General features: G+C 41.8%; 12 protein-coding genes and 1 tRNA gene. 12 read left to right on the forward strand and 1 reads right to left on the reverse strand.

The features are described from left to right. Positions 1 to 7 precede the first annotated feature (7 nt). Positions 8 to 1024, reverse strand: a complete 1017-nt coding sequence (gene hemB, locus TAO_RS02020; RefSeq protein WP_269459377.1) for a porphobilinogen synthase — start codon at positions 1022 to 1024, stop codon at positions 8 to 10. Positions 1025 to 1526: 502 nt separating this feature from the next. On the opposite strand from hemB, the gene carA reads away from it, so the two are divergent. The 12 genes from carA (at position 1527) to TAO_RS02080 (ending at position 14438) form a co-directional block, all read left to right on the forward strand. After that, positions 1527 to 2672, forward strand: coding sequence for a glutamine-hydrolyzing carbamoyl-phosphate synthase small subunit (gene carA / locus TAO_RS02025; RefSeq protein ID WP_096526386.1), 1146 nt, complete (start codon positions 1527 to 1529; stop codon positions 2670 to 2672). A gap of 55 nt (positions 2673 to 2727) precedes the next feature. Further along, a complete protein-coding gene (gene carB, locus TAO_RS02030) occupies positions 2728 to 5955 on the forward strand; it encodes a carbamoyl-phosphate synthase large subunit (RefSeq protein WP_096526387.1) in 3228 nt (1075 codons plus the stop codon). Next, the gene (gene greA / locus TAO_RS02035) at positions 5948 to 6436 is read left to right on the forward strand and encodes a transcription elongation factor GreA (protein ID WP_096526388.1); all 489 of its coding nucleotides are present in this window, start codon (positions 5948 to 5950) and stop codon (positions 6434 to 6436) included. The genes carB and greA overlap by 8 nt, the downstream gene beginning before the upstream one ends. A 769-nt stretch (positions 6437 to 7205) precedes the next feature. Further along, complete coding sequence (locus TAO_RS02040) at positions 7206 to 7844, forward strand: RlmE family RNA methyltransferase (RefSeq protein ID WP_096526389.1); 639 nt, start codon at positions 7206 to 7208, stop codon at positions 7842 to 7844. A 68-nt stretch (positions 7845 to 7912) separates the two neighbouring features. Beyond that, on the forward strand, positions 7913 to 9814 hold the full coding sequence (gene ftsH / locus TAO_RS02045) for an ATP-dependent zinc metalloprotease FtsH (RefSeq protein ID WP_096526390.1): 1902 nt from the start codon (positions 7913 to 7915) through the stop codon (positions 9812 to 9814). 204 nt (positions 9815 to 10018) lie between these two features. Beyond that, on the forward strand, positions 10019 to 10813 hold the full coding sequence (gene folP / locus TAO_RS02050) for a dihydropteroate synthase (protein WP_096526391.1): 795 nt from the start codon (positions 10019 to 10021) through the stop codon (positions 10811 to 10813). Between the two features lies 1 nt (position 10814). Further along, on the forward strand, positions 10815 to 12161 hold the full coding sequence (glmM, locus tag TAO_RS02055; protein WP_096526392.1) for a phosphoglucosamine mutase: 1347 nt from the start codon (positions 10815 to 10817) through the stop codon (positions 12159 to 12161). A gap of 72 nt (positions 12162 to 12233) precedes the next feature. Then, the gene (gene tpiA / locus TAO_RS02060) at positions 12234 to 12992 is read left to right on the forward strand and encodes a triose-phosphate isomerase (RefSeq protein ID WP_096526393.1); all 759 of its coding nucleotides are present in this window, start codon (positions 12234 to 12236) and stop codon (positions 12990 to 12992) included. Between the two features lie 12 nt (positions 12993 to 13004). Next, entirely contained in the window at positions 13005 to 13454 is a 450-nt protein-coding gene (gene secG / locus TAO_RS02065; protein WP_096526394.1) for a preprotein translocase subunit SecG, read from the forward strand. Between the two features lie 18 nt (positions 13455 to 13472). Next, positions 13473 to 13557: transfer RNA gene (locus tag TAO_RS02070), tRNA-Leu, on the forward strand. A 57-nt stretch (positions 13558 to 13614) separates the two neighbouring features. Then, on the forward strand, positions 13615 to 13971 hold the full coding sequence (locus tag TAO_RS02075; RefSeq protein ID WP_096526395.1) for an NADH-quinone oxidoreductase subunit A: 357 nt from the start codon (positions 13615 to 13617) through the stop codon (positions 13969 to 13971). Further along, positions 13962 to 14438 carry a NuoB/complex I 20 kDa subunit family protein gene (locus tag TAO_RS02080; RefSeq protein ID WP_096526396.1) on the forward strand — a complete coding sequence of 159 codons (477 nt, stop codon included), beginning with the start codon at positions 13962 to 13964 and terminating at the stop codon, positions 14436 to 14438. The genes TAO_RS02075 and TAO_RS02080 overlap by 10 nt, the downstream gene beginning before the upstream one ends. The last annotated feature ends 4 nt before the right edge of the window (positions 14439 to 14442 follow it).

Below are 14442 nucleotides of genomic sequence, written 5' to 3' on the forward strand. Positions count from 1 at the left end.
TAGGTTATTATCGATTTTTCAACCAATAAGCGACTTCTTTTGCAAAATAGCTCAAAATTGCATCGGCTCCTGCTCTTTTTATGGAGACTAAAGATTCCATAATTACAGCTTGCCGATCTAGCCACCCGTTCTGGAAGGCAGCAGTTAACATAGTATATTCACCGCTTACTTGGTAAACAAAGGTTGGAACACCGAAAGTTGTTTTAACTCGATGCACGATATCAAGATAAGGTATCCCTGGCTTAACCATGATCATATCTGCGCCTTCTTTCAAATCTAAGGCGGCTTCCTGTAATGCTTCATCACTGTTGGCAGGATCCATTTGATAGCTGTATTTATCTCCACTACCTAGATTGTTCGCTGATCCTACTGCGTCTCGGAAGGGGCCATAAAAACTAGAGGCATATTTAGCTGAGTAGGCTAAAATCCGAGTATTGACGTGTCCAGCCGCTTCTAGAGCGTTGCGAATAGCGCCGATACGGCCATCCATCATGTCAGATGGTGCAACAATATCAGCTCCAGCCTCTGCATGAGAAAGGGCCTGTTTTACTAGAATCTCTACAGTTTTATCATTTGTAACATAACCATGGGTATCTACAATGCCATCTTGGCCATGGTGAGTAAACGGGTCTAAGGCAATATCAGTAATTATGCCTAGCGTGGGGAAATTTTTCTTTAAAGCTCGAACTGATCGCTGAGTTAAGCCATTGGGGTTATAGGCTTCACGGGCATCATCTGATTTTCGATCTGATGATGTGACTGGAAACAGAGCGATAGCTGGAATTCCAAGCGCTAATAATTCTTCAGACTCGCTTAATAAGATATCAATAGTAATTCTCTCAATACCCGGCATAGAGGGAATTGCTTCTCGTCGATTATCACCCTCAACAATAAATATGGGATAAATAAGATCATCACAACTTAGTCGATGTTCCCGCATCAGCCTTCGAGAAAATTCATCTCTTCGCATCCGGCGAGTACGGGTTAAGGGAAAACGTCTACCGCTCCAAAAGGGTGTAGGCAAATCTTAGATCCTCCTAGCTGTTTTAAATTAAAAATAAACCATGCCATATTAAGCTACAAAAGACATAATACTGCACTCACCCATGGATAAGGTCAATGAATGCAGGAATACGTGAAGCTAGGCTAATACTTGTTTCAGTATAGAATTCTCGCTATTATTCTTTCATAATTAGAAGTGAAACCTGCAGAGAGACACCACCATTTTTTAAGCATAGCTTGACAAGTTTGAGCAACGGTGTAGAGGGTTCGATGAAGCAGGAAAAATGCAGTAAGCAGCTTGGCAGAAGCCAAGTTGGCAAATGCGGATAAGCCGATAATCGTAACATGTAAGCAGTTGATTCCGATGCTAGGTTAAATCACCTTATAGATTTAGAGTTAGCTGCGATAAAAGCCTTAAACTAAAACAAATTGAGTAAATTAAATTTTAATTAAGTTAATGGCTCAATGAGTAAAATCAGGGCTACTTACAATGTTCTGCTTTTTTTCATATAGCGGAGGTTTTTTTGCGCCTTAATGCCTTATTTGCGCTTGAGGATGGTACTGTATTTAGAGGTACTAGTATTGGTTACGAGGGGCAAACAGTTGGTGAAGTAGTATTTAACACTGCTATGACTGGATATCAAGAGATTCTAACTGATCCCTCTTATTATCAGCAGATTGTTACGCTAACCTATCCACATATTGGAAATGTGGGCATCAACAAAGAAGATTGGGAATCAAATCAAGTTTATGCTCGTGGTTTAATCATTCGTGATTATCCTTCTATATATAGTAACTGGCGAGGAAAAGAATCGCTTGCTTCCTTTTTAGCCCAAAATAAAGTCGTTGCTATTACAGATATTGATACTCGAAAATTAACACGATATCTACGTGAACACGGCGCGCTTAATGGTTGTATCATGACGGGTAAAGCCATTGATGAGGTGGAGGCAATAACAAGAGCACAGGCTTTCTCTGGTATTAAAGGTGTAGATCTTGCTCAGATCGTAACTACTAGCGCCTCGTATGATTGGGCTGAAGGAACTTGGGGTCTAAGGAAAGCTTTCAGATCTAATAGAAAGGGATTAGAAAATCATTTTCATGTAGTTGCCTATGATTTTGGTGTGAAACGTAATATTTTGCGTATGCTCGTTGACCGAGGCTGTCGAGTAACGGTTATCCCCGCTAAAACTTCAGCTAAAGAAGTATTGGCTTTATCTCCTGACGGAGTATTACTTTCTAATGGACCTGGGGATCCAGAGCCGTGTAATTATGCAATTGAAGCGATTCAAGAATTTTTAACTCACCCTATCCCCTTATTTGGCATTTGTTTAGGCTATCAGCTGCTTGCTCTTGCTAGTGGGGCAGCTACAGTGAAGATGAAGTTTGGTCATCACGGAGCTAATCATCCAGTACGGAATTTAGCCACTGGGGAGGTAATGATTACTAGTCAAAATCATAATTTTGCAGTGGATGAGAGTACGCTGCCAAGATGTTTACGGGCAACTCATCGCTCTTTATTTGATAATACCTTACAGGGTATTAAACATATGGATAAACCAGCTTTTGGTTTTCAGGGGCACCCAGAGGCTAGCCCCGGCCCCCACGATATAGCCCCCTTGTTTGATTATTTTATCAGCTTGATGCAAGGGGCTAATTCTCGTTATTAATTTAATTAGTTATTTGTTGGTGTAAAGGCCAATATCAGTCCTGGAAATATTACTAATGCCAAAACGAAATGACATTAACAGCGTACTTATTCTGGGTGCTGGACCGATTATTATTGGCCAAGCTTGTGAATTTGATTACTCCGGTGCTCAAGCCTGTAAGGCTCTTAGAGAGGAAGGCTACAAGGTCATCTTGGTGAACTCTAATCCAGCCACTATTATGACTGATCCGGATATGGCTGATAGCACTTATATTGAGCCAATTACTTGGGAGACGATTACTAAAATCATTGAGAAAGAGCGTCCCGATGCTTTATTACCCACTATGGGGGGGCAAACAGCTTTAAATTGTGCTCTGGATCTTGCTCGCCAAGGGGTTCTAGATCGCTATGAAGTAGAACTGATTGGGGCTAGTCGGGAAGCAATTAATAAAGCTGAAGATCGGGATTTATTCCGACAGGCAATGAAGAAGATTGGTTTAGACATGCCCCGTTCAGCTATTGCCCATAACCTCCAAGAAGCACAACAGGTTCAGTTAGATTTTGGCTTTCCAATTATTATTCGGCCTTCGTTTACATTAGGTGGATCTGGGGGGGGCATTGCTTATAACCGGAAAGAATTTATTGAAATCTGTGAACATGGTTTAGATCTTAGTCCAAATTCGGAAATTCTTATCGAAGCATCAGTGCTTGGTTGGAAAGAATTTGAGATGGAAGTGGTTCGAGATCATAAGGATAATTGTATTATCGTCTGCGCTATTGAAAACTTTGATCCCATGGGTGTACATACAGGAGACTCTATTACCGTAGCACCCGCTCAAACGCTTACAGATAAAGAATATCAGCTTATGCGCAATGCATCTATTGCAGTATTGCGTGAAATTGGGGTGGATACTGGGGGCTCTAATGTACAGTTTGCGATTAATCCAGAAGATGGGCAGTTAATTATTATCGAGATGAATCCTCGAGTATCACGTTCTTCAGCCTTAGCATCTAAAGCCACTGGATTCCCAATTGCTAAGGTCGCCGCAAAATTAGCGATTGGTTACACTTTGGATGAGCTTCAAAATGAAATTACTAGCGGTCATATCCCCATTTCTTTTGAACCTAGTCTTGATTATGTAGTAACAAAAATACCTCGCTTTGCCTTTGAGAAATTTCCTCAAGCAGATGCCCGTTTGACTACTCAGATGAAATCAGTAGGGGAGGTTATGGCAATTGGTCGTAACTTCCAAGAATCTTTACAGAAAGCGCTTCGTAGCTTAGAGACAGGAGCTGATGGTTTCAGTGAAAAATTATCTCTAGGAGCAGAAGATTCAGCAGAGGAGATCTTGCGATATCAATTGCGAGTCCCATCGGCAGATCGAATATATTATATTGGAGATGCTTTCCGTGCTGGGTTTTCTGTGGCGGAAGTCTATGGATTAAGTCGTATTGATCCTTGGTTTTTAACTCAAATTCAAGAATTAATTCAAATTGAACACCAGCTACTAGGCATATCCTTGGATCAGATCGATAAGGATCAGTTCTATTGGTTAAAGCGTAAAGGTTTTTCAGACAGCCGGCTAGCAACTCTTCTAAAGATTAAAGAGGAGGATGTACGTCGACAGCGACATATCCTTGGGGTGCGGCCAGTTTACAAACGAGTGGATACCTGTAGCGCTGAGTTTGTAACTACTACTGCCTATCTTTATTCTACTTATGATGAGGAATGCGAAGCAGCACCTTCAAAGCGCGATAAGATTGTCGTATTAGGTGGAGGGCCTAATCGCATTGGCCAGGGAATTGAGTTTGATTATTGTTGCGTACATGCCGCATTGGCTCTACGAGAAGATGGCTATGAAACAATTATGGTCAACTGCAATCCTGAAACTGTCTCCACTGATTATGATATTTCTGATAGGTTATATTTTGAGCCGTTAACCCTTGAAGATGTTTTAGAAATTATTGCACTAGAACAGCCTAAGGGCGTGATTATTCAATATGGGGGGCAGACTCCACTTAAATTAGCTCGTCCCTTGGAAGCAGCTGGGGTGTCTATTATTGGTACTACACCAGATTCTATTGATTTAGCCGAGGATAGGGAGCGTTTTCAGCAGTTTATTATAAAGCTTGGTCTTAGACAGCCCCCTAATCGTATTGCCAGAACTCAGCAGGGGGCAATCCAGCTAGCTAATGAAATTGGCTACCCTTTAGTAGTAAGACCTTCTTATGTGCTTGGAGGCCGAGCCATGGAGATTGTTTATAATGAGGACGAGCTAGATCGATATATGGAAAAGGCGGTTAGCGCCTCTAATGATTCTCCGGTGCTCTTAGATCGATTTTTGGATGATGCTATTGAAGTAGACGTAGATACCCTCAGTGATGGAGAGCGGGTGTTGGTTGGTGGTATTATGGAGCATATTGAACAAGCGGGTGTTCACTCTGGCGACTCTGCTTGTGCCTTACCGCCTTTTAGCCTAAGTACCGAAATTCAAGATAAGTTGCGATATCAAGTATATAAAATAGCCCAAGGACTTAAGGTGATTGGCCTTATGAATACACAGTTTGCAATTAAAGGGGATGAAATCTATCTGCTTGAGGTAAATCCTCGAGCTTCTCGTACGATCCCTTTTGTTTCTAAAGTAACCGGTATACCCTTAGCGAAAGTAGCGGCTCGTTGCATGATAGGGCTGAGTTTAGTAAATCAAGGTATTACTAAGGAACTAATACCTACCTATTATTCGGTAAAAGAAGCTGTTTTTCCTTTTATTAAGTTCTCTGGTGCTGATCCTATTTTAGGTCCAGAGATGAAGTCAACAGGCGAAGTAATGGGTACAGGGTATTCTTTTGGCGAGGCCTTTTATAAAGCGCTTCTTGGGGCAGGGGTAATGTTGCCCAAAAGAGGTAAAATTTTTATTAGCGTACGAGATGCAGATAAACAGAGGATTGTTCCGATTGCCCGAGAATTTATTAAACTGGGATTTGAGTTGCTAGCTACCTTAGGAACAAGTATTGCGTTAAATCAGGCGGGGGTAGCTTGTGCTCGGGTAAACAAGGTGTTTGAAGGTCAGCCACATATTGTAGATATGATAAAAAACGATGAGATTGATCTTATTATCAACACCACGGAGGGGCGAAAGGCAGTTTCCGATTCTTACGCTATCCGTCGTTCAGCTTTACAGTATAAGGTAGCATATACTACTACCCTCACAGGCGCTTGGGCTACCTGTGAGGCTATGCGTGTAGATACAGATAGTTCTGTCTATCGATTGCAGGATTTACAGCGGGAGGTACGAGGTGAATAAGATACCTTTAACAGAAAAAGGAGCACAGCAATTGCGAGGAGAGTTACAGGAGCTAAAGAGTGTAGTTAGACCGAAGATAGTAGCAGCTATTGCTGAAGCTCGGGCGCATGGTGATCTTAAGGAGAATGCAGAATATCATGCTGCGCGAGAAGAACAAGGATTCATAGAAGCTCGTATTAGAGATCTAGAACAACAGCTTGCTTATGCCCAGATAATTGATATAAGTAAGCTCAAACAGGATGGCAGAGTTGTATTTGGTGTAGCTGTTGATCTAATCAATATAGATACTGATGATGCGGTCAGATATCAAATTGTAGGTGATTTAGAGGCAAATATTAAAAAAAATAAGATTTCTATTAATTCTCCAATTGCTCGCGCACTCATTGGTAAAAAAAAAGGAGATGAAGCTCAGGTACAAGCCCCAAATGGAATAACTACCTACGAAATTACTGCTATATATTATGAATCAGCTGATAAATAACAGATTAAAGATGCCTCAGAGAAGCATAGGCTATAGCTATTACTTTTAATAAATAGTAGGGTTAACTCTTCGCTCGAGGCTAACGGTTTGCACATTGCAATTACAAGAGCTGGCTCACCCTGCTAACAATATCTCTATCGTTTTGCTCGCTGCGTTTTTTCTCTTTTATTCCAGCACTTAAGTCTGGTTTGATTAAGTCAAGCAGATTTCATGTGTCTGCGTCAGCCCTGTAGGATAAGAGAGTAACCTCTCGGTTATTCTCTCCCCTAAGAACTATACATATGTGATGTGAGTTTCCCCGCATATGGCTCAAGCCTCAATAAGCCTTCTCTTGTGCGAGAGGCCGATAGTACTCTTAGGCTGCTTATACGGTGTTATCTATGGCAATTTGAGTGTAGCAGAACTAAGTTATCTAGCGTATCTTTTTGGCAACCCACCTCAATCATTTTGTTAGATATCCCTAATATCCCATCTCCATATAGCTTTCCATATTTAGTTATCTACTTTCTAGCCAGAAACTACTTTACATTTAATAATTTTTATTTTGCTTTAGCGTATTATGCTCCGCTAGGCTGGAGAGTGTTGCATATCCTTGTACTCTTTCAAGGTAGCTGACTCTATGATCTCTTTCTTAATTTTTTCCTTAATTTTATTTTTTATGCCAATTTAACCATATATAAATGGTTTTTTAATGTTTAGTTTTTTGCTATCTACATCTAAACTAATGGTATAGTAGCTATTACATTAATAGTTAGTTACTAAGAATTAGGTGAGGAATAAAGCTAGTAGCGATCGCTGGTTACGGGAACGCTCACGAGATCCTTATGTCGCAAGAGCTAAAAGACAAGGGTACCGATCCCGGGCTGTTTTTAAGCTACAGGAGATTAATTCTCGAGAGCATCTACTACGTCCAGGGATGATAGTGGTTGATCTTGGATCAGCCCCTGGAGGCTGGTCACAATGGGCTGCAGAGCAAAGTGGGCAGAAAGGGCAAGTGATTGCTCTAGATATTCTTCCTATGGTTCCATCACCAAGGGTTCAGTTTATACAAGGAGATTTTTGCGAGGATGATATTTTGATAGAACTAAAAAATATACTTGCAGATCGAAAAATAGATCTTGTAATGTCAGATATGGCCCCCAATATGAGTGGTATACTGGCGATAGATCAGCCTCGGGCTATTTATCTTGGAGAGCTAGCAGTTGCTTTCGCCCAAGAAAATCTAAGTCCTAGAGGCTCATTTCTCCTTAAGAGTTTTTATGGTGAAGGGTTTGAAGGGCTTTATAAATTAATATCTCAAAGCTTTTCTCAAGTTCGGCTTAATAAACCACCTGCTTCCCGGGATCGTAGCCGTGAGGTTTATATTGTCGCTAGGCAGCTACGGAAGATCCGTGGGGCAGCAGGCTGATAAGGGTAGATGTGCAAATACTATCAGTAGTTGAAAACTAACTTGCGAGGCATAATAGATTGAACGATATGGCAAAAAATATTATTTTATGGGTTGTTATCGCCCTAGTGCTGATGTCAGTTTTTAATAGCTTCGGTCCTCGTCAGGTGAGTGGCCATCAGCTTGACTATTCAAGATTTATTGCTGATGTTAAAAGCGGTCAAGTAAATAAGGTGATAATTGACGGGCGTAGTATTAGTGGCGAGACTAAAGAAGGAAAACGTTTTGTAACCTATAGTCCGGGTAATGATCCAGGTTTAATTGGCGATCTTCTTGATAATGGAGTAATTATTGAGGCAAGAGCAGAGGAGGGCAATGGACTTTTAATGCAAGTATTTATCTCTTGGTTTCCTATGTTACTGCTTATTGCAGTTTGGATCTTTTTTATGCGCCAAATGCAAGGTGGTGCAGGAGGACGAGGGGCCTTATCATTTGGTAAAAGTAGAGCTAGAATGCTGAGCGAAGAGCAGGTAAAGATTACCTTTGGAGATGTAGCGGGATGTGATGAAGCAAAGGAAGAAGTTAAGGAGTTAGTTGAATTTTTACGCGATCCTGGTCGTTTTCAAAAGCTAGGAGGAAAGATCCCTCGTGGGGTACTTATGGTAGGCTCTCCAGGGACTGGTAAAACACTACTAGCTAAGGCTATTGCTGGAGAAGCTAAAGTACCTTTCTTCACCATCTCTGGCTCTGATTTCGTTGAAATGTTCGTAGGTGTAGGGGCTTCGCGCGTGCGAGATATGTTTGAGAACGCGAAAAAACATGCCCCCTGTATCATATTTATTGATGAGATTGATGCTGTTGGGCGTCAACGAGGTGCTGGGCTTGGGGGTGGGCATGATGAGCGAGAGCAGACTCTTAATCAATTATTAGTAGAAATGGATGGGTTCGAAGGTAATGAGGGTGTTATTGTTATTGCTGCAACGAACCGCCCTGATGTACTAGATCCAGCCTTGTTACGGCCTGGCCGTTTTGATCGGCAGGTTGTTGTCTCTCTTCCTGATATTAGAGGAAGGGAACAAATCCTCAAGGTTCATCTTCGAAAGGTGCCTGTTGCAAAAGATGTAGAGCCTGCGCTTATTGCTCGTGGTACTCCAGGTTTTTCAGGTGCTGATCTTGCTAACTTAGTTAATGAAGCTGCTTTATTTGCTGCCCGTGCTAATCAACGTCTCGTTCATATGCATGATATGGAAAAGGCTAAAGATAAGATTCTAATGGGTGTTGAGCGGCGATCAGCGGTGATGAGTGAAAATGATAAAAAGCTCACTGCTTACCATGAAGCAGGACATGCTATTGTAGGCCGTCTTGTGCCGAGTCATGATCCAGTTTACAAAGTGAGCATCATTCCTAGGGGTAGAGCATTAGGGGTCACTATGTTTCTTCCGGAGGAGGATCGTTATAGCTACAGTAAATTGCAAATAGAGAGCCAGATCTCTAGTCTTTTTGGTGGCCGATTAGCTGAAGAGCTGATTTTCGGCTTTGAGTCGGTAACCACAGGGGCTTCTAACGATATTAAGCGAGCAACAGAGCTTGCCCGAAATATGGTAACTAAATGGGGTTTATCGGAAATGGGACCCTTGGCTTATGGTGAGGAACAAGGAGAAGTCTTCTTAGGGCACTCTGTAACGCAGCACAAAAATATTGCTGATACCACAGCTTCAGAGATAGATGCTGAAATTCGGGCTATTGTCGATCGTAATTATCAGCGAGCAAGGAAGCTTTTAGAAGAAAATATGGATAAGTTGCACATAATGTCTGAAGCCCTTATAAAGTATGAGACTATTGATAAGGAACAAATTGATGACATTATGGCAGGCAAGGAGCCAAGACCACCTAAAGCGAGCGGATCAGATATGGATCCTCCTAGTGGTGGTACTGAATCTCCCAAGGATCATCCATCTGTTGGTGGCTCTATCCCAGCTAGCTTGCATTAGTTAAAACCTTCTCTTCTAGTTATTATTTATTAAGAGAAGCGGTAAATCAGCAGCGCTTAGTGTGAGATTATTATTCTTGCGCTAAGCGTTGTTGCCTTAACTAGATTTATATTCAACCATATAATAACAGCGAGTCGCCCTTTGTCTCTGTCACAATATCTTGATTGTGGGGGGAGGATTATTAGCTTAAATCATCCTCAGATTATGGGAGTGCTCAATGTTACCCCTGATTCTTTCTCTGATGGTGGTAAATACCTAATTTTAGAGCAAGCTATTCAACATGCGCGCCGGATGGCAGAAGAAGGGGCTACTATTATAGATATTGGTGGTGAATCAACCCGTCCTGGCTCAGTTCCTATTTCTGTCGAGGAAGAGATACGGCGAGTAGTTCCAGTTATTAAAGTGCTTAATCAAGAGCTTTCCGTCCCGATTTCTATCGATACGAGCAAACCTGAAGTTATGCAGGCAGCAGTTATGGCAGGTGCTGGTTTGATTAATGATGTTAATGCTCTGCGAGGAGATGGAGCACTAAAAGTGGCGAGCGAACTGGACGTGCCCATTTGCTTAGCGCACATGCAGGGTGATCCTCAGACTATGCAACAAAATCCTCTTTATATTAATGTAGTGAACGAAGTACAAGATTTCTTATTAGACCGGGTAAATGCTTGTGAACAGCATGGTATCTCTCGAGATCGTCTTATTCTTGATCCAGGCTTTGGTTTTGGTAAACAGGTTATACATAATTTGTTATTATTGAAGCATTTAAGTTGTATTTGTAAAATTGGGCTTCCTGTGCTTGTAGGATTTTCACGTAAGTCTTTTATAGGGACCTTATTGAAAACGTCGATAGAGGATCGGCTTTATGGTAGCGTGGCTTTGGCTGCAATCGCTGTTTGGGAAGGGGCAGTAATAGTGAGAACCCATGATGTTCGGGCTACAATGCAAGCATTAATTCTCTGTAATAGCGCTAAGAGAGTTAAGAATGAGGAAGAGTATTAGTATGGGAAAGAAGTATTTTGGTACAGATGGGATACGGGGTAAGGTAGGGGAATATCCTATTGCGGCTGATCTTATGCTTCATTTAGGGTGGGCGGTTGGAAAGGTATTGGCTCGGAGGCGCCATAGCAAAGTTTTAATTGGTAAAGATACCCGGATTTCAGGCTATATGTTTGAATCAGCGCTTCAAGCAGGTCTCTCAGCAGCGGGTGTAGATATTAAATTATTAGGTCCTATGCCAACACCAGCAATCGCTTATCTTACTCGTACACTTCATGCTGAAGCCGGAATCGTCATCAGTGCCTCTCATAATCCATATTATGATAATGGGGTTAAATTTTTTTCAAGCACTGGTACTAAACTAGCTGATGAGGTGGAGCTAGCTATTGAAAGAAAACTTGAATCGCCCATGCAGACTGTTGATTCTTCTCTACTTGGTAAAGTAGAACGCGTAGTAGATGCCTCTGGTCGTTATATTGAGTTTTGTAAGAGCACTGGACCAGCAAGCGTTGATCTCTCAGGGCTAAAATTAGTTGTAGATTGCGCTCATGGGGCAACCTACCATGTAGCCCCAGACGTATTCTCTGAAATGGGGGCTGATGTTACTGCTATCGGTATCTCTCCTAATGGTTTAAATATTAATGATAATTGCGGATCCACTGCTCCTGAGTCTCTTCAACGAAAAGTCCTTGAATGCCAAGCGGATGTAGGTATCGCTTTAGATGGAGATGGAGATCGCGTCATAATGGTTGATCATAGAGGGGAGATTGTAGATGGAGATGAGATACTCTATATTATTGCTCGGGCACGCCAACGATCTGGTATGCTAGCCGGTGCTGGGGTAGTGGGCACTTTAATGAGTAACTTAGGGCTAGAAAGGGCGTTATCAGCTTTAGGTATTGTCTTGATGCGTGCTCAAGTTGGAGATCGCTATGTCTTAGAAATGCTGCAGCATAACAACTATTCTATTGGTGGAGAGTCGTCAGGGCATATTATTTGCCTAGATCGTACTACTACAGGAGATGGTATTATATCGGCACTCCAGGTTTTAGTGGAGATGGTAAATGTAGGCAAATCCTTGTATGAGCTTAAGTCTACAATGGAGAAATATCCTCAGCGAGTTGTTAATGTTCCTGTAGGGCAATGTTTGGATCTTAACGATAATAGAATAATTACTAATGCTGTGCAGGAAGTAGAGAGTCAGCTTGGAGAGGAAGGGCGGGTATTATTACGATCTTCTGGAACTGAGCCAGTGGTAAGGATTATGGTTGAAGGACGAGATGAATCTCAAGTTAACGTATTAGCACAGCAGCTTGCTCAAGCTGTGGCTTCTAATATAAGTAGTGTCTAGAATTGCTTTTCATTGCTGGCTGAAGTAGACTATCTAGCCAATTCTAAGAAAATTATATATATGAGGTGTTAGGTGCGTAAACCTCTGGTTGTTGGCAATTGGAAGATGAATGGTTCACAGGCCACCAACTGCTCCCTGATAGAAGCACTGTGCAAGGAGGGGGCGAAGATGGAAGCTGATGTAGACATAGTAGTTTGTCCACCTTTTGTTTATCTTGCTGATATTAAATCTTGGCTACAAGGATCGGCTATTAGTTGGGGAGCTCAGAACTTATCTCAACATAAAGACGGTGCTTATACAGGCGAAGTAGCTTCATCTATGCTATCGGATTTTGGTTGCCGCTATGTCATCGTTGGCCATTCCGAGCGACGCTTATTATATGGAGAAACGAATAATATTATAGCTGAAAAATTTGCTGCTGCCCAACAAGAAAATTTAATCCCTATTGTTTGTATTGGCGAGACCTTAGAAGAGCGTAAACAAGGTGTTACCGAACAGGTACTAAAGCACCAGCTAGATGCTGTTGTACAGCGCACCGGAATTGATACTTGGGCTAAAGCCGTTATTGCTTATGAGCCGGTGTGGGCTATTGGTACTGGTCATACTGCTACTCCAGATCAAGCTCAAGATGTTCACGCTCTTATTCGTGCTTATTTTACTACTCAAAATCCTAGTATAGCGAAACGATTGCTTATCCTTTATGGCGGTAGTGTTAAAGGTAATAATGCTGCGCAACTATTGGCAATGCCAGATATTGATGGTGGTTTGATTGGCGGAGCGTCATTGAATGCTGAAGAGTTCCTAATAATCTGCCGAGCAGCAGTAAATTAAGAGAAATTATCTATGCATAGTGTATTATTAGTTTTGCATATTACAGTTGCCATAGGGCTAGCTGGCTTAGTGCTTATTCAACATGGTAAAGGAGCTGATGCAGGCGCTGCTTTTGGTAGTGGTGCTTCTGCAACTGTATTTGGTGCAAGCGGTTCAGCTAATTTTCTTACTCGAGCTAGCGCTATACTAGCAACTCTATTTTTTATTACAAGTTTATCTTTAGCCTATTTCTCCGAACGAGGGCCACAAAAAAATAGCGTTACTCAGGCTGTAAAGCCGAGGATTATAGCCGATGAGAATATGGTCATTCCTCCTTTAGCATCGCCGCCAAACGATGATCTATCAAAGGATAAAGATCTATCGAATAGAAATACTGAACAGATTCAGTCCGATCCTAGTGCTGAGGCTAAAACTTCTAAAACTTCTAAGACTCTAATGGATGAACCAGTACCGCCTAAGTAATAAAGAAGATCATGCATGGCCGATGTGGTGGAATTGGTAGACACGCTGTCTTGAGGGGGCAGTGAGGAAACTCGTGCCGGTTCGACTCCGGCCATCGGCACCAGCCTTAAGGGCTTTAAAGCAATAGTAGTTTTAATAGCGGGTAACATTCTATACTAATATGCTTGAGAATTATATTCCTATTTTGGTATTTATTATTGTTAGCCTACTGATAGGCGGCGTTATGATAGTACTTGGATTTAGCTTAGCGCCATATCGTCCTAATCGTGAGAAAATTTCTCCCTATGAGTGCGGGTTTGAGGCATTTGAAGATGCTCGTATGAAATTTGATGTTCGCTATTATTTAATAGCTATCTTATTTATCATTTTTGATCTTGAAATTGCTTTCCTTTTCCCGTGGGCCATTGTTTTAGATGATATTGGTATATTTGGCTTTTTCTCAATGGTTATTTTTCTAGGTATTTTGGTAGTTGGGTTTATCTATGAATGGAAAAGAGGGGCCTTAGAATGGGAATAGAGGGATTACTAGAACAAGGAGTTGTGACTACCACTGCTGATAAGCTTATCAACTGGGCTCGAACCGGATCTCTTTGGCCGATGACCTTCGGTCTTGCTTGTTGTGCAGTGGAAATGATGCATGCTGGGGCTTCCCGTTATGACCTAGATCGTTTCGGTGTTGTCTTTCGCCCTAGTCCACGCCAATCAGATGTAATGATTGTTGCAGGTACATTAGTTAATAAAATGGCTCCTGCGCTGAGGAAAGTATATGATCAAATGTCGGAGCCTCGTTGGGTAATTTCAATGGGTTCGTGCGCCAATGGTGGTGGTTATTACCATTACTCTTATTCTGTTGTCCGCGGGTGCGATCGCATTGTGCCGGTTGATATTTATGTTCCAGGCTGTCCTCCTACTGCTGAGGCACTACTCTATGGCATCATTCAGCTACAGGAAAAAATAAAACGTAGCTATACTATTGCTCGATAAATAC

This window comes from Candidatus Nitrosoglobus terrae (genome assembly GCF_002356115.1).
GTDB classification, from domain to species: domain Bacteria; phylum Pseudomonadota; class Gammaproteobacteria; order Nitrosococcales; family Nitrosococcaceae; genus Nitrosoglobus; species Nitrosoglobus terrae.